The 23,257-nt window shown below is 50.2% G+C and carries 22 protein-coding genes and 1 CRISPR repeat array; of the genes, 6 read left to right on the top strand and 16 right to left on the bottom strand.

Translation table 11 applies throughout. The features are described 5' to 3' along the window. Positions 1 to 144 precede the first annotated feature (144 nt). The 6 genes from Q9O24_04055 to Q9O24_04030 all read right to left on the bottom strand — a co-directional run bounded on the left by Q9O24_04055 (position 145) and on the right by Q9O24_04030 (position 6,575). A complete protein-coding gene (locus tag Q9O24_04055) occupies positions 145 to 1,521 on the bottom strand; it encodes an NAD(P)(+) transhydrogenase (Re/Si-specific) subunit beta (GenBank protein ID MDQ7074326.1) in 1,377 nt (458 codons plus the stop codon). Next, positions 1,521 to 1,808 (bottom strand): NAD(P) transhydrogenase subunit alpha, encoded by a 288-nt coding sequence (locus tag Q9O24_04050; protein MDQ7074325.1) that lies wholly within the window; start codon positions 1,806 to 1,808, stop codon positions 1,521 to 1,523. The genes Q9O24_04055 and Q9O24_04050 overlap by 1 nt, the downstream gene beginning before the upstream one ends. Then, on the bottom strand, positions 1,809 to 2,939 hold the full coding sequence (locus Q9O24_04045; GenBank protein ID MDQ7074324.1) for a Re/Si-specific NAD(P)(+) transhydrogenase subunit alpha: 1,131 nt from the start codon (positions 2,937 to 2,939) through the stop codon (positions 1,809 to 1,811). It abuts the gene before it with no gap. A 187-nt stretch (positions 2,940 to 3,126) separates the two neighbouring features. Beyond that, positions 3,127 to 3,957: a divergent polysaccharide deacetylase family protein gene (locus tag Q9O24_04040; protein ID MDQ7074323.1), complete on the bottom strand. Its 831-nt coding sequence runs from the start codon at positions 3,955 to 3,957 to the stop codon at positions 3,127 to 3,129. Between the two features lie 12 nt (positions 3,958 to 3,969). Then, complete coding sequence (locus Q9O24_04035) at positions 3,970 to 5,316, bottom strand: S41 family peptidase (protein ID MDQ7074322.1); 1,347 nt, start codon at positions 5,314 to 5,316, stop codon at positions 3,970 to 3,972. 89 nt (positions 5,317 to 5,405) lie between these two features. After that, on the bottom strand, positions 5,406 to 6,575 hold the full coding sequence (locus Q9O24_04030; protein MDQ7074321.1) for a peptidoglycan DD-metalloendopeptidase family protein: 1,170 nt from the start codon (positions 6,573 to 6,575) through the stop codon (positions 5,406 to 5,408). 199 nt (positions 6,576 to 6,774) lie between these two features. Here Q9O24_04030 and Q9O24_04025 point away from each other — a divergent pair, with 199 nt between their 5' ends. From Q9O24_04025 to Q9O24_04005, 5 genes are all read left to right on the top strand, one after another. After that, positions 6,775 to 7,092, top strand: coding sequence for a metalloregulator ArsR/SmtB family transcription factor (locus tag Q9O24_04025; GenBank protein MDQ7074320.1), 318 nt, complete (start codon positions 6,775 to 6,777; stop codon positions 7,090 to 7,092). 24 nt (positions 7,093 to 7,116) lie between these two features. Continuing rightward, complete coding sequence (locus Q9O24_04020) at positions 7,117 to 7,542, top strand: rhodanese-like domain-containing protein (protein ID MDQ7074319.1); 426 nt, start codon at positions 7,117 to 7,119, stop codon at positions 7,540 to 7,542. Positions 7,543 to 7,551: 9 nt separating this feature from the next. Then, on the top strand, positions 7,552 to 7,815 hold the full coding sequence (gene grxC, locus Q9O24_04015) for a glutaredoxin 3 (protein ID MDQ7074318.1): 264 nt from the start codon (positions 7,552 to 7,554) through the stop codon (positions 7,813 to 7,815). 117 nt (positions 7,816 to 7,932) lie between these two features. Next, positions 7,933 to 8,427 (top strand): protein-export chaperone SecB, encoded by a 495-nt coding sequence (gene secB / locus Q9O24_04010; protein MDQ7074317.1) that lies wholly within the window; start codon positions 7,933 to 7,935, stop codon positions 8,425 to 8,427. Beyond that, positions 8,424 to 9,431: an NAD(P)H-dependent glycerol-3-phosphate dehydrogenase gene (locus Q9O24_04005; protein MDQ7074316.1), complete on the top strand. Its 1,008-nt coding sequence runs from the start codon at positions 8,424 to 8,426 to the stop codon at positions 9,429 to 9,431. Before secB ends, Q9O24_04005 begins: the two co-directional genes overlap by 4 nt. A 13-nt stretch (positions 9,432 to 9,444) precedes the next feature. Here the strand turns inward: Q9O24_04005 and trmL are convergent, their stop codons facing one another. Genes trmL through Q9O24_03985 form a run of 4 tightly spaced genes read right to left on the bottom strand, consistent with a single transcriptional unit; the run spans position 9,445 to position 12,978 of the window. Beyond that, a complete protein-coding gene (gene trmL / locus Q9O24_04000) occupies positions 9,445 to 9,909 on the bottom strand; it encodes a tRNA (uridine(34)/cytosine(34)/5-carboxymethylaminomethyluridine(34)-2'-O)-methyltransferase TrmL (protein ID MDQ7074315.1) in 465 nt (154 codons plus the stop codon). Then, a complete protein-coding gene (locus Q9O24_03995; protein ID MDQ7074314.1) occupies positions 9,906 to 11,195 on the bottom strand; it encodes an ATP-binding protein in 1,290 nt (429 codons plus the stop codon). The genes trmL and Q9O24_03995 overlap by 4 nt, the downstream gene beginning before the upstream one ends. After that, positions 11,095 to 11,733, bottom strand: coding sequence for a hypothetical protein (locus Q9O24_03990; GenBank protein MDQ7074313.1), 639 nt, complete (start codon positions 11,731 to 11,733; stop codon positions 11,095 to 11,097). The genes Q9O24_03995 and Q9O24_03990 overlap by 101 nt, the downstream gene beginning before the upstream one ends. A 45-nt stretch (positions 11,734 to 11,778) precedes the next feature. Further along, a complete protein-coding gene (locus tag Q9O24_03985) occupies positions 11,779 to 12,978 on the bottom strand; it encodes an FIST N-terminal domain-containing protein (protein ID MDQ7074312.1) in 1,200 nt (399 codons plus the stop codon). 117 nt (positions 12,979 to 13,095) lie between these two features. Here Q9O24_03985 and Q9O24_03980 point away from each other — a divergent pair, with 117 nt between their 5' ends. Further along, on the top strand, positions 13,096 to 13,320 hold the full coding sequence (locus Q9O24_03980) for a hypothetical protein (GenBank protein ID MDQ7074311.1): 225 nt from the start codon (positions 13,096 to 13,098) through the stop codon (positions 13,318 to 13,320). Between the two features lie 605 nt (positions 13,321 to 13,925). Then, positions 13,926 to 16,580: a CRISPR direct-repeat array (repeat unit 28 nt; unit sequence GTTCACTGCCGGATAGGCAGCTTAGAAA). A 492-nt stretch (positions 16,581 to 17,072) separates the two neighbouring features. Here the strand turns inward: Q9O24_03980 and Q9O24_03975 are convergent. The 6 genes from Q9O24_03975 to Q9O24_03950 form a co-directional block, all read right to left on the bottom strand. Beyond that, positions 17,073 to 18,221 carry a peptidoglycan -binding protein gene (locus tag Q9O24_03975; protein MDQ7074310.1) on the bottom strand — a complete coding sequence of 383 codons (1,149 nt, stop codon included), beginning with the start codon at positions 18,219 to 18,221 and terminating at the stop codon, positions 17,073 to 17,075. 9 nt (positions 18,222 to 18,230) lie between these two features. Continuing rightward, positions 18,231 to 19,286 carry a flagellar motor protein MotA gene (locus Q9O24_03970; GenBank protein MDQ7074309.1) on the bottom strand — a complete coding sequence of 352 codons (1,056 nt, stop codon included), beginning with the start codon at positions 19,284 to 19,286 and terminating at the stop codon, positions 18,231 to 18,233. A 124-nt stretch (positions 19,287 to 19,410) separates the two neighbouring features. Further along, the gene (locus Q9O24_03965) at positions 19,411 to 20,451 is read right to left on the bottom strand and encodes a cytochrome c peroxidase (protein MDQ7074308.1); all 1,041 of its coding nucleotides are present in this window, start codon (positions 20,449 to 20,451) and stop codon (positions 19,411 to 19,413) included. Positions 20,452 to 20,509: 58 nt separating this feature from the next. Next, the gene (locus tag Q9O24_03960) at positions 20,510 to 21,202 is read right to left on the bottom strand and encodes a c-type cytochrome (protein MDQ7074307.1); all 693 of its coding nucleotides are present in this window, start codon (positions 21,200 to 21,202) and stop codon (positions 20,510 to 20,512) included. 12 nt (positions 21,203 to 21,214) lie between these two features. Beyond that, entirely contained in the window at positions 21,215 to 21,490 is a 276-nt protein-coding gene (locus tag Q9O24_03955) for a plastocyanin/azurin family copper-binding protein (GenBank protein ID MDQ7074306.1), read from the bottom strand. A gap of 75 nt (positions 21,491 to 21,565) precedes the next feature. Then, positions 21,566 to 23,188, bottom strand: coding sequence for a methyl-accepting chemotaxis protein (locus Q9O24_03950; GenBank protein ID MDQ7074305.1), 1,623 nt, complete (start codon positions 23,186 to 23,188; stop codon positions 21,566 to 21,568). Positions 23,189 to 23,257: the final 69 nt, after the last annotated feature.

Below are 23,257 nucleotides of genomic sequence, written 5' to 3'. Positions count from 1 at the left end.
TGTGGTTCTCTTTAATGGATGTTGTCCACTAATCGTAGGGGCGGATTTTATATCCGCCCTGTTAATTTTAGGTGATGATTTAGGCATAAAAAAGGGCGACTTTGTGAGTCACCCTTTTGTCGTATCAAAAGCAGAGTCGTTGAATTAGAGTGCTTTCACACCCGCAATCAACTCCGCTACCACCTTTTGCCCATCGCCATAACAGAGACGGGTGTTTTCGGCGTAGAACAGTTCGTTTTCGATCCCAGAGAAGCCCGTGCCCTGGCCGCGTTTAATCACGATCACATTGTCGGCTTTGTCGGCATCCAAAATCGGCATCCCATAAATCGGGCTGCTTTTATTGCTGCGCGCAGCGGGGTTAACCACGTCATTAGCACCGATGACCAAAGCCACATTGGTGCTCTCAAACGCAGAGTTTATTTCATCCAGATCGGCGATTTTCTCGTAAGGCACGCCCGCCTCAGCCAGCAAGACGTTCATGTGACCGGGCATCCGACCGGCGACGGGATGGATGGCAAATTTCACCGACACACCCCGATCTTCCAGCAGTTCGGCCAGCTCCCACAACTTGTGCTGTGCTTGCGCGACGGCCAGACCGTAACCTGGGATGATGATGACTTTCTCGGCGTAAGTGAGGGTGATGGCCGCATCGGAGGCTTCCACCGCTTTCATGCTGCCGCTGGGGCCTTCGTTGTCACCGGCATCACCGCTTTCGCCAAAGCTGGAGAAGAGCACGTTGCTGATGGAGCGGTTCATTGCTTTGGCCATTAACATCGTCAGCATGGTGCCCGAAGCACCCACCACGGTACCGGCGATCATCATCGCTGGGTTGCCCAGCACATAGCCTTCAAAGCCAACGGCCAGACCGGTGAGGGCGTTGAACAGTGAAATCACCACCGGCATATCTGCGCCACCGATGGGCGCAGTCACCAGTGCACCCAAGAGCAGAGCCATGCCGAAGAACAAGGCCAGCAGACAGATACACGTTTCAGGGCTGATAATGATCTGCACCCCGACGGCAACGGTGCCGAGGAAGAGAGCCAAGTTGATCCACGACAGACCAGGGAAACGCAGTGCTTTGCGAATAATGCCTTGCAGTTTGGCAAACGCGATCAAGGAGCCAGAGAAGGCGATGGTGCCGATAAAGGCACCGAGTACCGCCAGAATCTCCACCGTCAGAGTGAGGTTGGTGCCTTTGACCAACTCGATGGCGGCGATGGCCGCCGCTGCGCCACCCCCCATGCCGTTGTAGAGGGCAATCATTTGCGGCATGTCGGTCATGGCGACCCGCTTGCCACTCACCCACGCGAGTACGGAGCTGAGGACGATGGCGGTGATCATCAAACCGATGTTGTTCAGGTTGGGTTCAAGGAAGGTCACCAGTGTGGCGAGCAGCATGCCGATGCCCGCCCAAACGATGCCCCCGCGCGCGGTGAGCGGTGAGCTCATGCGCTTGAGGCCGATGATGAACAGTGCCGCAGCGACCAAATAAGTGCTTTGAATCAGCAGTGATGCGTCCATTATTTGCCCCCCTTGCGGCCAGTGAACATCTCTAACATGCGTTCCGTGACCACGTAACCGCCAACGGCGTTACCGGCGGCCAGAAAGACGGCGATAAAACCGATGGTCTGTTCGAGCGTGCCTTCGGCGTGACCGAGGGCAACCATTGCGCCTACCAGCACGATGCCGTGGACGAAGTTGGTGCCGGACATCAGCGGGGTGTGCAGAATCACTGGGACTTTAGAGATCACCTCGAAGCCGGTGAAGGCGGCGAGCATAAAGATGTAGAGTGCGATAAAACCTTCCATTTAAGCCTCTCCTTCAATCAGTGCGGCGGTGGGCGGGTGAGTGATTTTCCCCTCATGGGTGAGCAGGCAGCCTTTGATTACATCGTCGTCAAAATCAATCTTCAGCTCGCCCTCTTCAATCATCAGAGTGAGCAGGTTGAGCAAATTCTTGGCGTACATTTCCGAGGCATGAAACGGCGCTTCGCTGGCGATGTTTAACGGCCCGTGCAAAATTTTGCTCTTGTAGTGGATCGTTTTTCCTGCTTCGGTCAGTTCGCAGTTGCCGCCGGTTTCGGCCGCCAGATCGACGATCACCGCGCCCGGTTTCATGCCGTCCACCATCGCTGTGCTGATGATTTTGGGTGCAGGGCGACCAGGAATGGCGGCAGTGGAGATGACCGCGTCGGCTTTGGCCAGATGCTGCGCCAACACGTCCGCTTGCTGCTGCTTCTCTTCGTCGGTCAGTTCACGAGCGTAACCGCCTTCTCCTTCGGCGTTGACCCCAGTGTCGATCATTTTTGCTCCGAGAGACTCCACTTGTTCACGGGCAGCGGGACGAATGTCGTAGGCTTCCACTTGAGCGCCGAGACGGCGAGCGGTGGCGATGGCTTGCAGACCGGCCACACCAGCACCAATGACGACCACTTTGCTCGGGCGAATGGTGCCCGCGGCGGTGGTCAACATGGGGAAGAAACGCGGCACCAGCGAGGCGGCCATCAAGACCGCTTTGTAACCGGCGACGGTGGCTTGCGAGGAGAGGGAGTCCATCGCTTGGGCGCGGCTGATGCGCGGAATCAGCTCCATCGCCATGCAGGTGATGTTGTTGGCTTGCAGGGCTTTGACCAAGGCTTGATTTTGATGGGCGTAGATGTGGCTGATGAGCAGGGTGCCGCTTTTTAGCTGAGCGATTTCCGCTTCGCTGGGCGGTTGCACCCGCAGTAGGATGTCGGCTTCTTTTAGAGCGGCTGTGGCGTTTTCAACCAGATGGGCATCGCCGTAGCTGTCGTTGGTGAAATAGGCGGGATCACCGGCACCGGTCTCCAGTAGGATTTCAGCGCCCATTTTTTTCAGGCGACTGACAACGCTGGGGTCGAGTGCGACGCGGCGTTCATCGGTAACGGTCTCTTTGAGAACCGCAATTTTAATTGGCATGGGTGTCTCTCTCCAATGTTGTCGAGCTTCCTGTTGCGGGTGGCGTTATCTTAGATTTTGGCTCAGGAAAGTAAGAACAAGGTGGTTAAATGTCAGGTAAAGATGGCGGGATAGTACCTTATCTGGCGGGTGGGTTAAATGCCGCGCTTCTCATAAACGCAGGTATGTGAGTTGGAGTTGGGTATTGTCATGGGTGAACATCAGTGTGCGGGGGGGGATTAAGAGCCTCTTGTTGTCTTTGTTGATAAGCAACGTGTTGTGAAACGGGAATGATATTTACACCGGCTTTATGCAGTTGCTCAAGCTCAGATTCCAATACATTAATGGTGCTGGTATGGGGGTGGGCGATGGCCAGAGCGGAACCGTTTTCTTTGGCTTTTTTGATTAACAACTGGAACTGCTGGCGGATGTAGTCTTCATCTTGACGGTTGTCGAGAAAAAGATCCCGAGATTGGGCGGCGAGGCCGTGTTGAATCGCGCTTTGATAGGCGATGGTTTTGGCGGTGGTGCGGCTGTCGATAAAAAACAGCGTGCCCCAGTTGGCCAGCTCTTCCATGAGGATGTTCATCGGTTTTTGTTGGCTGGTGAGCAGGCTGCCCATGTGGTTATTGACCCCGATGGCATCGGGCAACGATTGTAGGTTTTCGCGTAAGGTGCGGCGAAATTGTTGCTCTGACATATTAAGGGTCAAGCTGCCTGGGCCAAGGTAGCGGTTGTTGTGCAGTGCTTGCATGGGCAGATGCAGCATCAGTTCTTTATTGAGTTGATAGGCGAGTTGATGCAACGTTTGACTGTGAGGCGTGTGCGGCAAGATGGAGAGGGTAATAGGGTAGGGCAGTTGTAGAATGCGTTTGCCGATGGCGAGATCATTGCCAATATCATCAATGATAATGCTGATGTAGGGTAAGTGAGGTGCTGTTTGAGTGGCAGGTTTGTTTGGCTCCTGCTGAATAATTTCAACAGGAGCACAAGCAACAAGCAACAGGGCAATGATCAGCGTCGAGAAAGAGCCTTTCATTGTTGCTGCGGGTTAGTGGCTCGCTTGCAGAATAGCGAGACCTTTAAGCATATTGAGGGCTTCGTAGAGGGCGTAATCTTCCTCAGCTAAGTGGGTGCTTTTATCCTCTGTTTTATCTTTCTCAGAAGATTTATCTGTTGCCTCTTTATTCTGCCCATCTTTGTCGGCATTGCCGTTTGTTAGATGGCCGTTAAGGTTGGCTTCCGTTAGTGGTTTGATTTCGTCGGCTGATTTTTTCTGTTTTTCCAGAGTCAATCTAGCGACTTTGATGTCAGGCTCAATGCCTTCGGCTTGGATGGAGCGACCCGATGGGGTGTAATAACGTGCGGTGGTGAGTTTGACTGCGCCGCCGCCGTTCAGCTCTTGAATGGTCTGCACCGAACCTTTGCCAAAACTTTTGGTGCCCAGAATGACCGCGCGTTTGTGATCTTGCAGCGCCCCCGCAACAATTTCTGAAGCAGAAGCAGAACCTCCGTTGATCAATAAGATCAGCGCTGCACCGTCAATGGCATCGCCTGGGGTGGCGTTGTAACGCAGCTCGGAATCGCTGACACGGCCTTCGGTGTAAACGATCAGGCCTTTTTTCAAGAAGGCATCAGAGACACCGACCGCGGCAGAGAGCACACCGCCTGGGTTGTTGCGCAGATCAAGCACCAAACCTTTGAGTGGCTTTTTGTTCTCTTCGATCAGCTCTTCAATTGCTTCCAACAGGCTGGTGGTGGTTTTGACTTGGAAACTGGAGATGCGCACATAACCAAAGTCTTCATCTAATAGGCGACGTTTGACGCTGTTGACCCGAATGATGGCGCGCGTCACTTTGATTTTCAGCGGTTTGCCAGCGCCTTCACGGGCGATGGTCAATAAGATGTCGGTGCCAGGTTTGCCGCGCATGATTTTGACCGCATCGTTGAGGGTCAGGCCTTTGACCGGCTGATCGTCAAGACGAATGATCAAGTCACCGCTCTGCACCCCGGCTTTTTGTGCGGGGGTGTCATCAATGGGCGAGACCACTTTGACAAAACCGTCTTCCATGCTGACCTCAATGCCGAGGCCGCCAAATTGACCGGTGGTGCCAACCTTGAGCTCTTTAAACTCCTCTTCATTTAAGAAAGAAGAGTGAGGGTCTAAGCCGCTTAACATGCCACGAATGGCATTTTCTAATAGCTCTTTGTCACTGACCTCTTCTACGTAGTTTTTCTTGATGCGGGTCAGCACGTCGGTCAAGTTACGCAGCTCGTTTAGAGGCATCGACTCGGCGGAATTATCCCGCAAGGCGAAGACGCCTTGACCGAGGGTTAAGGAAGCGCCGAGCACCATGCCCAAAATAACGAGCAGCGATGTGCGAGTCTTAGCAAGCATCAAATTCTCCTAAAATGCAGAGGGGTGAATCCATTAATTGAGGTTGTGAGTGTAACATTGAGACGCTAAGCATATCTCATCCCTGATCGTTAACGACGTGCCGTTGAGGGCTGTTTTTGTAGCCATGGGCGCGGATTAAGCGGTGTGCCACGGCGACGAATTTCGAAGTATACCCCAGTCCGGCTTTGGCCGCCTGTGTCACCCACTGTGGCAATCACGTCATTGGGTTGCACCCAATCGCCACTCTCTTTTAACAGGCTTTGGTTGTGGCCGTAGAGACTCATGTAGTGGTTGCCATGATCAATGATAATGATGTTGCCAAAGCCCTGTAGCCAATCGGCAAACACCACCTGACCATAATAGACGTTGTGTACGTGTTGGCCACGCGGAGCTTTGATAATCATGCCGCGCCAGCGTAGATCACCCAAACCTCGTGGGGTGCCGTAACGGATTACGATTCGACCCCGAGTTGGCCAAGGGAGTTTGCCTTTCAACTTGGCAAAGGGGCGTTTTTTCATCGGTGGCAGTGGAATGTCTGCGAGGCGTTCACTGAGTGATTGCAGCAGTCGTTCCAGTTGCCGTTGCTGTTGTTTTAACTGTGTTAGGCGTTTCTTATCGCTATTGAGGGTGCGATTGATGGCAACAAGAGCCTCTTTTCGATTTTTTTGGCCGTTTTTCAGCTCTTTTTTCTCGGTCAGCAATTGAGCATGGGTGCGCGCCAGCAACTGGGAGGTGGAGAGGCTGGTCTGTTTTAGCTGTTGCAGCTCTTGGCTGAGTTGGTTGAGCTGTTTGATGTTGTCGGTGCGCGTTTGGGTTAAGTAGGTGGCCAGTGTTAGGGTGCGGTTGATGCTGCTGGGATCTTGCTGGTTAAAAAAGAGCCGCAAGGTTTGTTGTTCACCGATGCGATGAGCTGCGCGCAGTTGCCGTGCCAGTGTGGCGCGCTGCTGTTTTAGTTGTTGGTTGAGGTGTTGTTGGCGCTGCTTAAGTTTTTTCAACGCACGGCTTTGTTGGCGAATTTTTTGCTTTTGCTGGCTGATTTTGCGATTTAATCTGCTGACCAGCTGTTCGGCTTTTTTTAACTGCTGTTGTTGTAGGCCGCGCTTTTTTTTCTGCGAGTTGATCTGGCTGCTGAGTCGGTCTATTTGGTTGCTGAGACGTTTTAATTCTGTGTTGCGCTGTTCACTTTCTTGACTGGCCGAGGCCAAAAAGGGTGCGGTCAGACTGAAACTGAGCAGCAGGGCGGCGACAAATATCTTCATTATTGGAGTGTCTAGTGGAAACTGTTGCTGATTTTAGCGGTTCTTTTGCTGAACATGGGATTGTTTTTGCTGGTTTTTTGTAAATAAAGATGGAATTTCCCGATAAAGTAGTTAAAGTGTTTGGAAAAAGTACTGTATAATGTTTTCCTAATATTCTTAAATAGCAACAAATGGTTTGGTTCTTATGAGGCTTGAAGTGATGCTGTCAAAAACGACGCAGTTGATGACTCAGGATGAAGACATTGAACGTGCATCACGTTCTTTGAAAGCGATGTCTCATCCTTTGCGATTGAAAATTCTTTGTACCTTGGGTGACGATGAGGTCAGTGTGCAGGAGATTGTTGCGAATGTGGGTACCTCACAGAGCAACATTTCTCAGCATCTGGCGATCTTACGTGACAAGGGGATATTGGCATCGAGAAAAGACGCCAACCGTGTATACTACCGCGTCGGTGACGCGCGTACCCTGCGTCTGATCAGCATGATGCAGGAAGTGTTCTGCACTCGCATACTGTAAGAAAGTATCATTTGGAGCTTGTGAATGCAGCAGTATCTGGAGTTTGTCGGTAATCATCCTTACCTTTTTATTGCCCTTGCAATCACGATTGTTTTTATCGTCTACGGTGAGTATCAACGCCGTTTCCGTGGTTTTGATGAGCTGTCTGCGACACAGGCAATTCTAAAACAGAATCATGAAAATGCGCTTTTTTTGGATATCCGAGAGCGCTCTGAATACAGTCAAGGTCATTTGGTGGAGTGTAAGCACATTGTGCTTTCTGAGCTGGACAAAAAACTCAGCGAGCTAGAAAAGTACAAACAGAAACCTTTGATTGTCTACTGTGCTTCAGGCAATCGTTCTTTGGGTGCCTGCGCCAAACTGAAAAAAGCCGGATTTGAATCGGTTTACAGTTTGGCGGGTGGTTTGTATGCTTGGCAGAAAGCCAATCTGCCCGTTGTGACCAAGTAGGGTAGCAGCATGGCTCCTGAAATTATTGTTTACGCCATGGGGGCTTGCCCTTATTGTACTTGGGCGAAACGTCTGCTCAATGCCAAAGGTGTTGAGTTTGATGTGCGCTCCGTTGATGGTCGTCCTGATCTGTGGGCTGAAGTGGAAGATCGCACCGGAAGAAGCACGGTGCCGCAGATCTTTATCGGCGATTACCATGTGGGCGGCTACGATGATCTTTCCGCACTGGAGCGCGACGGTCGTTTGGATTCGTTGCTGTTTCCTGCCAGTTAGTCTGTTTTTTTACGATTTTAGCTGAATCTCTGTGCTCCTCTCTGGAGCCGTTAGGTGCATCCCTGTAGACTGCCCCCAGTTTTTTCATTCAATTTTATTGATCTCATGGAGCACCTTATGGCAGAAAATGGCAGCAGTGACGTTAAACAGGAAGCATCTTCTGAATTTCAGATTCAAAAAGTCTATCTGAAAGACGTTTCGTTTGAATCCCCGCAATCCCCTGAGCTGTTTTCAAAAAACGGCAACTGGAATCCAGACATTAACTTGCAGATCAACACCGAATCAAAAACCGTGGCTGAGAATGTCTACGAGATTGTTTTGACCGTTACGGTTACTGCGACTCTGGAAGACAAAAGCACCGCGTTTTTGGTCGAGCTGAAACAGGCGGGTATTTTTGTCATCAAAGGCTTTGATCAAGATGCGATGGGCGGCATTGTGGGCAGCCATTGCCCTGGTATTTTGTTCCCCTTTGCCCGTGAAGCGGTGGCGGATTTGGTCGCCAAAGGCGGCTTCCCGCAACTGCTGCTTTCACCGATCAATTTTGACGCACTTTACATGCAGCACTTGGAAAAAGTGAAACAAGGTATGGCGGCACCGCAAACGGCTCAATGAGCCAGTCAATCAACATTGCTGTGCTCGGTGCCGGTTCTTGGGGCACAGCTTTGGCGGCGCTGTTGGCGCGAAACGGCCAACGAACGACGCTGTGGGGGCGTGATGAAGTGCAGATGCAAGAGATGGCAGTCTGTGCTGAAAACCGTCGGTATTTGCCCAACTCAATTCTGCCTGACAGCTTGCGTTACTCCAGTGATTTGGCCACCAGTGTGGCGGATGTGGATGCGATTTTGGTCGCCACGCCGAGCCACATCTTCCGTACTTTATTGCACTCCCTTAAGCCGCTGTTGCGACCTTCTCAGGTTTTGATCTGTGCCTGTAAAGGTCTGGAGGTGGGCAGCGGTAAATTCATTCATCAGATTGCCAAAGAGGAGTTGGGCAGTGTGCAAGCGTTGGCGCTGATCTCCGGTCCTACCTTTGCCCAAGAGGTCATGAGAGGCTTGCCAACGGCGATCACGGTGGCTTCCGATTCAGCGGAGGTGGCAAAAAAAGTGGTCAATTGGCTGCACGGTGAAAATTTTCGTCCCTATAGCAGCAGCGATTTGGTTGGCGTTGAGCTGGGCGGGGCGTTGAAAAACGTCTTAGCCATTGCCGCTGGCATTGCGGATGGCCTCGGTTTTGGTGCCAATACGCGCGCGGCACTGGTGACACGGGGACTGGCAGAGATGATGCGTTTGGGTATGGCGCTGGATGCCAAACCGGAGACCTTGATGGGCTTGGCGGGCATGGGTGATCTGGTCTTGACCTGTACCGATGATCTGTCGCGCAATCGGCAGATGGGCTTGGCTCTGGCGCGCGGTCTGTCGGTAGAGGAGGCGCTGGAGGAGATTGGCCAAGCAGTGGAGGGGGTGAAAACCGCTCGTGAAGCGTGGTTGCTGGCGCAGCGTTGGCAGGTGGATATGCCGATTGTGGAGCAGGTTTATCGGGTCATTTACCAACAGCATCCGCCAAAGCAAGCGGTGCAGGATCTGCTCAGCCGTGATCCTCGTGCCGAAGGCTGGTAACAGTCACTTTTTTCTATTGGCTGCCGTTAAAATCGAGTTGTCGCCACAGTTCATAGACCATGATGGCCACGGCGTTGGAAAGATTCAGGCTGCGGCTGTTGGCGCGCATCGGCAGCCGTAGGCGTTGTTCTTTGGGCAGAGAGTGAATGATCTCTTTGGGTAGGCCTCGGGTTTCAGGGCCAAACAGCAGCATGTCTTCGGCTTGGAAGTGTGCTTCTGTGTGGCGTTGCTGGCCGTGAGTGGTGCATGCAAACAGCCGTGCTTGTGGCTGCTGCGCTAAAAAATGCTCAAATGAAGTGTATTCTTTAAGGGTTGCCCACTCGCGGTAATCCAAACCTGCGCGGCGCAGCCGTTTGTCATCTAACTCAAATCCCAGTGGGTGAATCAGGTGCAGTTGAGCACCGGTATTGGCACAGAGGCGAATGATATTGCCGCTGTTGGGGGCAATTTCCGGTTGGTAAAGCACGACGTGCATCATAGGCTGGTTTCGGGAACAGTGAGGGTGTGTGGGAGGTTGCGTTGCAAGCCTTGCAGTATATCCTGTTTGCGGAACGGTTTTTTAACGTAGTCGTTCATGCCGGAAGCAAAACATTTTTCTCGATCTTCGATCAGTACGTTGGCTGTTAGGGCGACGATGGTGATGGGGGGACGATTTTCTTTTTTCTCTTGTTGGCGAATTTGGCGAGTGGTCTCATAGCCATCCATCACTGGCATTTGGCAGTCCATAAAGATTAAGTGAAAGGTGTGTTGATTGATTAATTCAAGCGCTTCTTTGCCGTGTTTGGCGATCTGAACGCTGAGACCCAAGTGTTCCAACATGCGTTTGCCAATCCATTGGTTGACGGGGTTGTCCTCTACCAGCAGCACATGGCCTTGCAGTTTGATTTTGCTGTGTTTGATGGGAGGGCTTGGTTTTTTGGTTTTGACGGCAAGGGGGAAACGCAGTTGAAAGTAGAAGTCGGAGCCGAGATGGAGTTGGCTGTTGATGCTGATTTCACCGCCCATCAAATTGACCAGTTTTTGTGAGATGGCCAAACCCAAACCAGAGCCACCAAATTTGCGTGTGGTGGAGCTGTCGGCTTGAGAGAAGGCTTGAAACAGATTTTTTTGGGTTTCAGGCTCGATGCCAATGCCGCTGTCGGTGATGGAAAAGCGCAGGGTGAGGTGTTGTGAATGGCCGCAAATCAGGCTGACTGTGAGGGTGACGTGGCCGTGGTCGGTAAATTTAATCGCATTGCCAATCAGATTGATTAAAATTTGCCGCAGCCGAGTGGGGTCACCCTGTAAGTGGGTGTCTATGTCACCGTGAAACTGGCTTTTGAGCTGGATGCCTTTTTGTTTGGATTTGGATTCAAGCAGGTGAAGCACCGCTGAAATTTCCCGTTTGAGATCAAAATTGACCTGTTCTAGGCGTAATTTTCCAGCCTCAATTTTGGAAAAATCGAGGGTGTCGTCTATGACGTTCAGCAGCCAGTGAGCGGAATCGGTGGCGGTATCAACCAGATGAGTTTGTTCTTGATCTAGGACGGTCTCTTGGAGCAGATCCAAGGTGCCGATTACGCCATTCATCGGTGTACGGATTTCGTGGCTCATATTGGCTAAGAATTGACTTTTGGCTTGATTGGCGTGTTCGGCTTGCTCTTTGGCGGTACGGTGATTGAGTTCAGAGAGTCGAATCAACCCCATCTGTTTTTGGATCAGGTCGTTGGCGTAGCGGTTTTTCAGTAACACACGAGACTTGTTGGCCAAAGACGTTAAAGGCATCAAGGTTTTCCATCTGTTTGGGGTCGTAAAAGTCTGCATTTTGAGTGGTAACGCCTGTGAGCAGATAACCCAATAACTCATTTTGTATTCGACAAGGGTAGATAATCAATTGGTTTAACTGAGCCGAAACTTCAAGTTGTTGAAGTTGTTTTGTATCAAGGATAAGGCCGCTGGCAAGGCGTGTGTCGCTGAGTTCGGTTTCCAGCCAGTTTTTTATAGCCTGCCATTGATGAAGTTGCAGGCCTTCGATGCCGCTGGGAGTGGGGTCAAGTTGTTGATCGGACAGCAGCCAGAGCAGACCAAACTCCAGTTCAAACACATCAACTACCGCCTCGGCGGTGCGCGCAGCAAAGTCGGAGAGTGTGTCACTGAGCAGCGCTTGGGTATTGTAGTGTTGAATGGCGGTGAAACGCACCAGCTCCCGATCCAGTTTCTGATGCAAGGTGATCAGGTCTTGCTGGATCAGTGAAAATCGGTTGAGGCGTTTCTGTAGAGCCGCATATTTTTTCTGAAGTTGCTCATAAGTGAGATCGTTCATGAAGCTGCGTAGCCAGAGTTAAAGTGGGGGCGTTAAACCGGTGGTTTAACAGCTCTCTCGATAGAGGGCATAAATCGCTGTGGAATAATTATGATACACATTTTTACCATCTAAGCGAGCAAATTCACCAAAACCATACAAACCCAGCCAAGGGGGAATGGTGCCGTTGTTGCTCAGTGGGGTTTGCATCTGCGCTACTAATTCATCTTTCATAATGCGGTTGAAGAGCATTCGGCCACGGGCGAGACAGTCGGCGTGAAAGACCGCTACGGTTTGGCCACCTTCCATCCGCTTCAACATCTGCTCCATCATACGATCCAGATCATCGAAGATGCGTTCTTCGTCACGGATGGTCAGCCACAGCTGGGTGCCTTCTGGGCAGAGGGTGGGGTAGTGCATTGAGCCGTCATCTTCTTTTTTGGTGACGGCACGCAGAATGTGATCATTGCCGTATTCCTGCGCTTCTGCTGGCGGAAGCTCTTCGGCCAGTGCGCCAATGGGGATGGTGTCGCCGCAGGTGACTTCGGTGCTCAAGCCCAGACGCTCTGTGTAGATTTGCCATGCGGGTTGGCCATCCAGCTCGATGATGCGGTTGCCGCTGGATTTGGTCACCGTCAGTGGCTCGCCGGTGGCGATAAAACCGTGGGTGGCCTGAGTGTCTACTTTGAGGCTGGGATCGGCAAAGCCCACCGCCCATGCGGTGTGTTCATAGACCGTTTCATCGACCATTTGATAACTGGCGATGCCGCGCATGTTGTCTGCCGAGGTGGCTCCAAAAAAAGTGATCTCATCGCCGAGTACGTTTTCCAGTCCTTGGATGCAGAGGTCATCGGCAATGTCTATTCCAGGGGCGAGAAACAGCACCATGTTGATGTTGCCGTTCTGGGCTTTGAGTTGTTCTGCCAGTTCTACGGTCTTTTCATAGGCGTTGTGGCCATAAATGCCCTCCACATGCGCCACTGCCAATTCTGACTTGCCTTTGATGGCCATAATGGCCACGTCTTTCATGGATTCACTCACCCCTTCGCTGCCGATCACACCGCAACACGAGCTGCCTAGAATACGAGCGTTGGGAGCCAATTGTCGGGCTTGATCTATCAGTTGTTGGTAGTTGTGACCGATGGAGGCGTGAATGATGACCAGATCGCAGTCTTGATTTTCTTCACCCAGTGCCGCTTCCATGCATTCGGTGATAGCGCGTTTGGAGTTGACCATACGGGTACTGGCGGAATAAAAGTCAAGCATTAGAAACCTCGTTCAATGGCAGTGGAGACAATGTAGGCTTAAAAGGAATACTAAGTATATCGTATTTATCTAATAAGCTAAAGATATAATTGTGCCAATAGTGACTTTTGTAGTTGTATGGACAAGAGTCTGCTTAAGCTGGGGCGATTGAAAGGGCAATTTAGAACTGTGATCTGCATCACAAATAAGATGGCAGTGCGTTTTTTATTGCTGGTTTTTTGCTGTTCTCTGACAAATACCTCACCGTTAGGGGGCGATGTTTTTGCTGCGCTGGCCGTGCTGCTGGTAGAAAAAAGTTTAAGAAACTACTATAGATTCATCCAAGGAGGATACGCCAAGTAAGGCACATATTTTATCAAGGAGTGATCGACAGGAAGTCATTTAAGGATTTTGAATTTGAGCCGATAGCCAAGGAGTCATCAGGATGATGACAAGGTCAGGGAACGTCTGATTAGGAAATCAGTACGCTCAGTGGATGAGCCAAGGATGAAACAGCATCAAGGATTGATGGGACAGCGGAGTCTGTCTATCAGGAGTTGGAGGCCAGGGAGCGCATAGGATATGCCATAGGCTGAGGAATTGGCTTTTACCGCCAGTGATGCAGTACGCATCTAACAGGATTTTATAGGGAAGCAGCCATAAACCACACAGCAAGGACGCTGAGTGGTGGCTCTTTTTTTTGCCCGCCTTGTTTAGTTTAATTCCCTTTTTGTTTGATGTTTCGCAGTTAAGAGCAAATCCCAAGACCAGAGACCGCAGAGAACTCAAATAATATGGTTTTTTATTCTTTTTTCTGAGGGGCGACAACCTATTTTACCCCTTATTTTTTAGCTCTTTAAAAATCTGTTAAAATACAATCAGTTACAATAAGCGGTTTTTTTATTGGTCTTTTTGGCTAAATACGGCTAACTCTTTGTTGTAACTGATTTTTTTGCTGATATACTCTTGTTCACTGCCGGATAGGCAGCTTAGAAATAGGTGACCTGAAACCACTCCAATATCGATGAGGTTCACTGCCGGATAGGCAGCTTAGAAACTGATCGCGGATGCTGCTTAGTGCGAGTATGTACGTTCACTGCCGGATAGGCAGCTTAGAAAATCAAGAGCTGCACCAAGCTCTTTATCCTCATGTTCACTGCCGGATAGGCAGCTTAGAAATCACGCCTACGCCTGTGACGTGTCATGGTCGGGTTCACTGCCGGATAGGCAGCTTAGAAATCAATCAGGCTCGCAAATTGAGAATTACAATCGTTCACTGCCGGATAGGCAGCTTAGAAAATTGTGATAGTTTCACATATCGAAGCTCCACTTGTTCACTGCCGGATAGGCAGCTTAGAAATATTTGCTAATCAAATCGCACACAAGGCGGGGGTTCACTGCCGGATAGGCAGCTTAGAAATTCTCACAGAGAGGGCATTGTGGGAAGGAGGTGTTCACTGCCGGATAGGCAGCTTAGAAAAAACAAGCGCGGCTATCGCAACAGCCTCTTCAAGTTCACTGCCGGATAGGCAGCTTAGAAAGATTAGCTGGCTTGAAAAATAAATCAGGATAGGTTCACTGCCGGATAGGCAGCTTAGAAAGCTGCGCCTTGCGCCGCTTTTGGTGCAGCCGTGTTCACTGCCGGATAGGCAGCTTAGAAAGAGAACGTCACTGTGACAGCGGCGAAAACGGCGTTCACTGCCGGATAGGCAGCTTAGAAATTTCAAAAAATCTACAGCGACAGGATCAGAGTGTTCACTGCCGGATAGGCAGCTTAGAAATTGCCGATTGGCCAGCTTGAACAATAAGTCAGGTTCACTGCCGGATAGGCAGCTTAGAAACAAGGGAGCCGCTGATTTAGCGGCTTTTTTGTGTTCACTGCCGGATAGGCAGCTTAGAAAAACCACGGGATCTAGCTTTGTCGCCTTTTTCTGTTCACTGCCGGATAGGCAGCTTAGAAATGACGCACGACCCGCTACCACTGACCCAGCAAGTTCACTGCCGGATAGGCAGCTTAGAAAGATGCACTATGGTCTGTAGGTCTGTTAGATGCGTTCACTGCCGGATAGGCAGCTTAGAAACAAAGTCACTGTCAACGCTCAACAGTCAGTTCACTGCCGGATAGGCAGCTTAGAAAAGCGTATCAGCGCGCAGTTGTACGCTGATCCGGTTCACTGCCGGATAGGCAGCTTAGAAAAAAAATAGACGTACCACCACGATTAAGATGATGTTCACTGCCGGATAGGCAGCTTAGAAATCCCGTGCCACTGCTAGCTCTGCTAGCTCTGCGTTCACTGCCGGATAGGCAGCTTAGAAATAATGTAGCGGTGGCGCTTTTTCGTAACCCTTTGTTCACTGCCGGATAGGCAGCTTAGAAATCATTAGCTGATCATCAGCCGCAGTGATTACAGTTCACTGCCGGATAGGCAGCTTAGAAAACATCGCATGACACGACTATAGTCATGCTGGTTCACTGCCGGATAGGCAGCTTAGAAAATAGGGCGATCGAGCTTTGACATTTGGTTCACTGCCGGATAGGCAGCTTAGAAAAATGGCGGCGATCGGAGTTCTTGACATTGGTTCACTGCCGGATAGGCAGCTTAGAAAATATCAGACTCGCAATATCCAGCTCTTAGTTGTTCACTGCCGGATAGGCAGCTTAGAAATAAGAGCATCGTTAATCACTGTTGCATTGAGTTCACTGCCGGATAGGCAGCTTAGAAATACAAGCTAAAGCCGCATAGCCGCCCACGTCGTTCACTGCCGGATAGGCAGCTTAGAAAATTCACATCAGAGTATAGCAGTCGGTGCAAACAGTTCACTGCCGGATAGGCAGCTTAGAAAAATTCTAGCCAAAAATATGTCTGGAGCATCTAGTTCACTGCCGGATAGGCAGCTTAGAAAGCTAGACCGTCACTCAGCCTCTCTAGCCTCGTTCACTGCCGGATAGGCAGCTTAGAAATGCAACCGGCGGCGCTATTCGCACTCAGCGGAAGTTCACTGCCGGATAGGCAGCTTAGAAATGGCTGCATTTGGTACAACTTCGTTCTCTGGTGTTCACTGCCGGATAGGCAGCTTAGAAAATTATGCAAAACGCCATCATCTATACCAACAAGTTCACTGCCGGATAGGCAGCTTAGAAAGACACAAGAGCCGGTAACGAAACCAGAACAGAGTTCACTGCCGGATAGGCAGCTTAGAAACAAACACCGAATCAGGAAGGGTCTGGCGTGGCGTTCACTGCCGGATAGGCAGCTTAGAAAACTTAAATGGTTGTTGCATGGAGAGCATTGCTGTTCACTGCCGGATAGGCAGCTTAGAAATTTCTAGCAAAAGAGTAATCAACGGTTGATGCGTTCACTGCCGGATAGGCAGCTTAGAAACAGCTAGCCGCGTGAGCCTCATTTTCCGCTTTGTTCACTGCCGGATAGGCAGCTTAGAAAATGCGGGGTCTGTGCGCCATTTTGTAGAGATTGTTCACTGCCGGATAGGCAGCTTAGAAACTGTGCTGCATCAGTTGAGCGCAACACCCAGTGTTCACTGCCGGATAGGCAGCTTAGAAAGTCAATTGTTTTTTATGCACCTGAACCTGAACGTTCACTGCCGGATAGGCAGCTTAGAAAATCAATCTAAACCCACGTCATTCCCGCGAAGGCGGGAATCCACATGAATCTATGACAAGAGCCTATGGATTCCCGCCTTCGCGGGAATGACGAGTGAAAAATAAACCTCCCATTTAAAATCCACGTTCCACAAACAGGGCGAACACAAGGTTTGTTCTATAGGGTATAGGTTCCTGTTCAGCGCGTAATATCAGTTAGAAAAAGCGCGTTGTGGTTGATCAGGTACAAAACTTGTTCACTGCCGGATAGGCAGCTTAGAAAATAGAAAGATTGGTTCTGACTACTACGCAGTGAGTGAAAAAATACACGAACAATTCCCCTCCTGTGGAGGGGTGCCTCGTAGAGGTGGGGTGGTTTTTTCAACGTAGGCAAAGGTGCTGAATTCGATTCAGGGTGGAACGTTCAGCGGGGTCTCACAATTGATTGGCAAGAACACTTTTTCGGTGGGTAACATCAGTCCGTTATCCAAATCCACGCTGTGCTCTAACTGGCCTAAGGCTGAGTTAATTTGATCTCAATGCGTCGATTGCGCTGATACGCCTCTCTGTTGCGTCGTTTATCCAGTGGCTGGAACTCACCAAAACCAGCGGCAGCCAAGCGGGTGGGCGAAATTCCCTGTTGGATCAAATACTTCACAATTGAAATGGCGCGCGCGCTGGAAAGCTCCCAGTTGGAGGCGTAGAGCGGTGTTTTGATGGCGCGACGATCCGTGTGGCCATCGACGCGCAAAATCCACTGGATGTCTTTGGGGATTTTTTTGGCGACGGTGCGCAGACTTTTCGCCAGTTTTAGCAGCTGTTGTTGGCCTGCTTTGCCCAGTTCAGCAGAACCGCTGGCGAACAGCAGCTCCGATTGAAAAACAAAACGATCACCTTCAATACGCAAACCGGCTTGATCGCCTAAGGTTTCGCGCAAACGGCCAAAAAATTCCGAACGGTATTTTTTCAGCTGACGCACTTTGTCTGCCAGTGCCAGATTGAGTTTTTTTCCTAAGCTGCTCAGCTTGATGTCTCTCTGCTTGATCTCCGCTTGTGACAGGTCTAATTCTGCTGAGAGTGTGGCCAGCTGAGTTTTTAAGGCGTTGAGTTGTTGGCTGAAGAGCGCCAGTTGTTGCTGGGCTGACGCGCTGAGCTGCTGTTCCGTTTGCAGTGCGGTTTGGCTCTTGGTCAGTTGTTGTCGTTGTTGCTGGAGTGTTTGATTGAGTTTTTGTTCTTGCTCAGTTGCCAGCTCCAAAGTGTGCATTCTCACCATCAGTTCTTGTTGGCTCTGGGTCAATTGACGTTGGCTGAGTTGCAGTTCTTGGCGTTGACGAGCGACGGTCTGTTCTGAAACAGCGCCTCGTTGTTGCAAAATGTCTCGTTGCAAAAGGGTGGCTTGCAGGCGGGTTTGGCTGTCGTTTAACTCTTGTGCTTGCTGTTGGCGTTTTTCTCGCTCCAGCGAGAGCACGCTGCTGAGCTTATTAATGTCACGGCTGAGCTGATCGAGGGCTTTGTCTCGACCGATTAAGACGTCGGTGAGAAAAAACTGGCCGACGATAAAAATCAGCAGCATAAAAATAAACACCAGCAGCACAGCCGCTAGGGCGTCCACAAAGCCTGGCCAGACATTGACCGTTTGATGGCGGCGGTGGCTTGCTAACATGACGACTCCTTATTCGGTGGGGCCTTTGCGAGCCAGAGTACGCGCCAGCAGACGCACCTCATCGCGTACCTCTTGAGAGAATTGAGCGCGGTCTTTGGTGAGTTCGCTCAACAGACGGTTGATGCCCGAGTCGATGTTGTGCAGATGTTGGTTCATGTTTTTGTTGTGGCTCTGGGTTTCACCTAAACGAGTGGCCAGTTGCTCGGTTAAATGAGTCAGTTTTTCTGCCAGTTGCACCTGTTTTTGCTGCTCTTGTTGGCGATTTTCTTCGCCGCGCTCCATGTTGCGTTGCAGGTTGTTTAAGTTGTCTGCGGTCTGCTCCAGCAGCGCTTCGATGTAGCTGGATACGCCGCCGTTGCCACCTTCGATATTGAGGCTGCCGCTGGGCAGATGAGCCAGTTCGGAGAGCCACTCTTCTAGGTCGTTGTAAAACCGATTTTGGCTGTGACCGGATTGCAGATCTAAAAAGCCGATGATCAGAGCGCCGGAGAGACCAAACAGCGAGGAGCTAAAGGCGGTGCCCATGCCCGACAGCGGTACTTGCAGTTGCTGAGTGAGCTGGGTGAAATTACTGGCCAAGTCGTCGTTTTGATGGCTCAAACTTTTGATCACCTCTACCACACCAGAGATGGTGTCGAGCAAGCCCCAAAAGGTGCCGAGCAGACCGAGAAAAACCAGCAAGCCGCTCATGTAACGTGACAAGTCGCGGGATTCATCCAGCCGCAGGCGAATGCCATCCAACATGGCGCGCATGGCCAAAGCTGAAATGCGCGAGCCTTCGCCACGACCGGCCAACATTTTCACCATCGGTGCTAAGAGGCGCGGTTGTGAGCGCGTCTGTTCGTTGTTGGGGAAGGCTTTGATCCAGAGAAATTCAGGACGCAAGATCAGTACTTGGCGAAAATTAACCACAATGCCAATTAGGAGTACGCCTAAGATCATGCCGTTGAATATTTGGTTGGCAAAAAAGGCATCTTGCAGTGGTTCGATTAAGGTGCTGACCGTTAACAGTGCGATGACCAAAAACAGCAGCATCCACAATAAAACGCGGCTTGGATTGCTCAAGCTTTTCTCCCAAATATCCAGCGATGATGGCTAAAATAACGAAGCCAGAGCATAACATGTTTGTTTGTGGGTCAGGAAAAAGAGCAGAGCCACCCCACGAAGTGGGGCGATAGAACGGAAGGAATTAACGCAGCGGTAAAATGGGCAATACAAACGCTTTGGGTTTGGTGGTCAGAGCGGCCATAAACGCCAGCAGCTCCTCTTTTTCTTGGCCAGAGAGTTTGAGTGGGAACATATTCGGGTCTAAGCCTTCCTTGTTGATGCCGCCTCGATCGTAGTGATCAATGACCTCTGCTAGGGTTTTGGCTGAACCGTCGTGGAAATAGGGCGCTGAGAGTTCAATGTCTCTGAGGGTGGGGGTTTTAAAGGCACGTTTTAATATCTTCACTTTGCGCTGGGTGTAACGTCCAGGGTCGTCGCCTTTTAAGCCGATGTTATGAAAACCATCATCGACAAAGTTGGGCGCAGAGTGACAGACTTCGCAGTTGCCTTTTTTGGGATCAACAAACAGTTTAAAGCCCGCCACTTGTTGGCTGTTGAGGGCTTGAGGATCACCGTGAACCCAGCGATCAAAAGGCGAGTCGTTGCTGATAATGGTGCGTTCAAATGAGGCGATGGCTTTGGCAATGGTGTCGCGGTTGATGCCTTGACCAGGGTAGGCTTGTTTGAAGGCGTTGGTGTAGCCTTTACTGCTGGCTAAAAATGTCAGTGTGGCTTCAAAGTCGGTGTGCATTTCGGCGGCGGTGTCCATTGGGCCAGTGGCTTGATCTTCGAGGTCTTTTTTGCGTCCATCCCACATCTGAATAAAATTATGCGCGGTATTGGTGACCACAGGCGATGCTCTGCCAAGGCGTGAACCGTTAATGCCAACGCCTTTTTTTAAGCCATCTGACCAGCCCAGCATGGGGTTATGGCAGGTGGCGCAGGAGATGGTGCCGTTGCGGCTTAAGCGGGGGTCAAAAAAGAGCATTTTCCCCAGCTCCGAGCGTTCTTTTGTCCAGCTGTTTTGTGCCGGTGCGGGGGCTGTTTCCGGTAGTAGCCACTTTTGTAGAGAGGGGTGGCCTGCTTCAAAAATCAGCTCAGAGGTGGCTAAGCTGAAGGGTGAAAACAGCGCTGCTGCCATTAAAATGGCCGTGTTTGCGGTTGTTTTAAATACAGTATTCACAAGTGTTTACCTGCTTTGAGTGAAGTGAAAGTGGTGTGGTTTAATGGGTGACTTGGGGTTAGCTGCGTATGCTTTTTAAAAACAAGATGATCGAATCTATCTCGGTGCTGTTGAGGTCTTTGCCCCACGGTGGCATCCGCGATGAGCGTCCCATCGCTTGGCCGCCTTTGCTGATGATGTTTTTTAAGTACGCGTCGGGCGCTCGACTTAGGGTTAAATTAAACGGCGGTGGGTTTTTGATGATTTTTGCCATGCGGCCTTTACCGTCGGCTTTTTTGCCATGACAGAGGGTGCAGCGTCCGGCAAACAGAGTCTGTCCGAGCTGTTGGCTGGGGATGTGGGCTTGCTCTCTGGCGCGCAGTAGGCTGACGGTTTGGGGTGTTTTGGTACGCAATTGAAAAATCAATTCAGCCACGGCGTTTATTTCAAAGGGGCTTAACTCATCCTTCCATGAGGGCATTTCCGCACTGATGTCGGGGTGTAAACTGCCCAGTGCCACCACTTGTTTGATGTCATCTTGACTCTGGGTGCGTTGTTGATTCTGTTTCAATAAATTGGTGTTGGGGTACTGTTTTAGGCTCAGTGGCAAAACGCCGTCGCCTAAGCCGAAGGAGCCGTGGCATAAAGCGCAGCGTTCTTGAAAGACCTTGATACCACACTCTATATCCTTATTTGATGTGTCGCAGGCTGAAAAAGCCGTCGAGCTGTAAAGCAGAGCAACAAAAGCCGCGCTTTTTATAAAAAAGTTCATGCTGTTCCTCACTTATTTTTTTACGTTGATTTTCATGTACATTTTCGGGTGAATGGCACACTCAACATCCACCGTTCCGGGTTTAAAAAACACGATTTTTTTGGTGTCGCCTTGTTTGTAAGAACCGAGGTCAAATGACTTGATTTCTGACAGGCTAAAGACATTATGAAAGAAGGGGTCTTTGTTGGGGAAGCTGACTGTGTCGCCCGCTTTGATGGTTAATTCATCTTTGGTAAAGGATTTGTTTTTTTGCCCAACTTCAAATTCCTTGGCTTGGGTAGTACCCATTAAGGAACTGAGCAAGAATGTGGCGAGTGTGGCTGATAATAATTTCTTCATGGTCGATCTCGGTTATGGAAAAAATTAGACATTGAACTGCACCACGGCGTTATTTAACACTTTGGTGGCAGAGTCCAGTTGATTGCTTAGGCAGAATAATTTTTCAGATTGCCGTCTATTTTGTGTGTTGTATTCAACCAGTGTGGTGACCGTACCGTTGGTTAAGGTACTGGTTTTCAGTTGCGAGCTCATAATCTGGGATATGTCTGCTAAGGCGGTGGATATTTGATCGGCGTTGTCTTTATTGGTTTTTATGTTCACCGACACTTTTTTCAGCTGATTGATATTACGGTCGGCTTTTTCAGAGGCATTTTTCATAGACTCGACGGTTTGACTGACGCTCTCTTTCACGTCTTCAATCAGAGAGGAGATCTCTTCTACCGCACTGGAGGTGTGACTGGCCAGCGTTCTCACTTCTTCGGCGACCACGGCAAAACCACGCCCTTGTTCACCGGCTCGGGCGGCTTCAATGGCGGCATTCAAAGCGAGTAGATTGGTTTGTGAAGAGATGCTGTTAATGGTGTTGGTGATGCCGCTGATGCGGTTGGCAATGTCCACCAGTTTTTCACTGCGTGCAGTGGCCGATTGCATGTCGGTTTGAAACAGTTGAAAATCATTGACCGACTGATTTATTAATGCAAACGAACGATGAGCCAGTTCGCTGGCGGATGTGGCACGTTGATTGGCTTTGGATATTTTATCGGCAGCGGCGCTGCTGGAAAGAGTGACTTGATGGGTGTTTTTATTGATCTCTTCAACGCCGTGGTTTAATTGTTGGCTGATATGGGAGAGTTGTTGTGCATCGCCGTTCATCTGTTCGGCATCGCTGTTAACCGAGTGGGAGGCCAAACGAATGTCGGCGACGGTGCTGCGTAGGGTTTCGACAGTGGAACGAATGCTTTTTAGGGTCATGCCAATTTCATCTGAGCCCAGTTCGTCGATATCAATATTTTGGGTTAAGTCGCCTTTGGCGATGGCGTGCATGGTCTGTTCAATTTTTCGCAGTGGCTCGCACATCATGCGAATACTGAAAAACGCAATGAACATGCCAAGCGCGACACCAAACAGATTCAAGCCTGCCAGAATTTTTAGGGTGTTTTCCAGCTTCTTTTTAGAATGATGGGTTTTATCGGCCAGTGATTTTTTGGCGGAGTGAATGCTGGCATCGCTGAGGTTTTGAATCTGAGTTAAAATAGGTTGAATAGTAAAGATGGTGCTGAGGGCTGCCGTATCTCGATTTTGACGCCCCAAACGGATGATTTTCAAGCGTTCAGAGCGAATGGAGTCAACTTGTTCTAGTAGTTTTTTACTGTTGGCATCGTGAGGTAGGTTGGCTAACGCTTCGTCCAGATACGCACCGGCTCGAATGGAGGCCACGGCTGAGGCGCGAATTTGTTGCGGTTCATTTTTAGCAATCAGAGCTTGCAGTGCCAGATCCATTTTTAAAATAGCGATTTTTACGTTATTGGCTAGGTTGACCTGTTGCGAGCTGCTGTGAATGGCGACTTCGATGTTATTGACTTTTTGGGTGATGTTGTACGCGCCAGCGACTAAAATAATCGTCATGCCGGATAAAAAAAGTCCGGCAGCCAGATAAATTTTGCTGCTGAGTTTGTAGTTTTTTGTCAGATTAATAAGGCGTTTCATGGGGCTGTCTTTGTTGGACTTAATCTATTAATCGGCACTTCAATCGAATGTTTGAGTGAAAGAGTAAAT

This window comes from Gammaproteobacteria bacterium (assembly GCA_030949385.1).
In the GTDB taxonomy this organism is placed as follows: domain Bacteria; phylum Pseudomonadota; class Gammaproteobacteria; order JAUZRS01; family JAUZRS01; genus JAUZRS01.
Note: the sequence above shows the minus strand (reverse complement) of the source record. Positions and strands in the feature narration are given on the sequence as shown.

What these genes read in the sequence shown, in the direction of transcription:
- Q9O24_04055 (MDQ7074326.1), bottom strand. Translation starts at nt 1,521, where the DNA reads ATGGACGCATCACTGCTGATTCAAAGCACTTATTTGGTCGCTGCGGCA.
- Q9O24_04050 (MDQ7074325.1), bottom strand. Translation starts at nt 1,808, where the DNA reads ATGGAAGGTTTTATCGCACTCTACATCTTTATGCTCGCCGCCTTCACC.
- Q9O24_04045 (MDQ7074324.1), bottom strand. Translation starts at nt 2,939, where the DNA reads ATGCCAATTAAAATTGCGGTTCTCAAAGAGACCGTTACCGATGAACGC.
- Q9O24_04040 (MDQ7074323.1), bottom strand. Translation starts at nt 3,957, where the DNA reads ATGAAAGGCTCTTTCTCGACGCTGATCATTGCCCTGTTGCTTGTTGCT.
- Q9O24_04035 (MDQ7074322.1), bottom strand. Translation starts at nt 5,316, where the DNA reads ATGCTTGCTAAGACTCGCACATCGCTGCTCGTTATTTTGGGCATGGTG.
- Q9O24_04030 (MDQ7074321.1), bottom strand. Translation starts at nt 6,575, where the DNA reads ATGAAGATATTTGTCGCCGCCCTGCTGCTCAGTTTCAGTCTGACCGCA.
- Q9O24_04025 (MDQ7074320.1), top strand. Translation starts at nt 6,775, where the DNA reads ATGCTGTCAAAAACGACGCAGTTGATGACTCAGGATGAAGACATTGAA.
- Q9O24_04020 (MDQ7074319.1), top strand. Translation starts at nt 7,117, where the DNA reads ATGCAGCAGTATCTGGAGTTTGTCGGTAATCATCCTTACCTTTTTATT.
- grxC (MDQ7074318.1), top strand. Translation starts at nt 7,552, where the DNA reads ATGGCTCCTGAAATTATTGTTTACGCCATGGGGGCTTGCCCTTATTGT.
- secB (MDQ7074317.1), top strand. Translation starts at nt 7,933, where the DNA reads ATGGCAGAAAATGGCAGCAGTGACGTTAAACAGGAAGCATCTTCTGAA.
- Q9O24_04005 (MDQ7074316.1), top strand. Translation starts at nt 8,424, where the DNA reads ATGAGCCAGTCAATCAACATTGCTGTGCTCGGTGCCGGTTCTTGGGGC.
- trmL (MDQ7074315.1), bottom strand. Translation starts at nt 9,909, where the DNA reads ATGATGCACGTCGTGCTTTACCAACCGGAAATTGCCCCCAACAGCGGC.
- Q9O24_03995 (MDQ7074314.1), bottom strand. Translation starts at nt 11,195, where the DNA reads ATGCCTTTAACGTCTTTGGCCAACAAGTCTCGTGTGTTACTGAAAAAC.
- Q9O24_03990 (MDQ7074313.1), bottom strand. Translation starts at nt 11,733, where the DNA reads ATGAACGATCTCACTTATGAGCAACTTCAGAAAAAATATGCGGCTCTA.
- Q9O24_03985 (MDQ7074312.1), bottom strand. Translation starts at nt 12,978, where the DNA reads ATGCTTGACTTTTATTCCGCCAGTACCCGTATGGTCAACTCCAAACGC.
- Q9O24_03980 (MDQ7074311.1), top strand. Translation starts at nt 13,096, where the DNA reads ATGGACAAGAGTCTGCTTAAGCTGGGGCGATTGAAAGGGCAATTTAGA.
- Q9O24_03975 (MDQ7074310.1), bottom strand. Translation starts at nt 18,221, where the DNA reads ATGTTAGCAAGCCACCGCCGCCATCAAACGGTCAATGTCTGGCCAGGC.
- Q9O24_03960 (MDQ7074307.1), bottom strand. Translation starts at nt 21,202, where the DNA reads ATGAACTTTTTTATAAAAAGCGCGGCTTTTGTTGCTCTGCTTTACAGC.
- Q9O24_03955 (MDQ7074306.1), bottom strand. Translation starts at nt 21,490, where the DNA reads ATGGGTACTACCCAAGCCAAGGAATTTGAAGTTGGGCAAAAAAACAAA.
- Q9O24_03950 (MDQ7074305.1), bottom strand. Translation starts at nt 23,188, where the DNA reads ATGAAACGCCTTATTAATCTGACAAAAAACTACAAACTCAGCAGCAAA.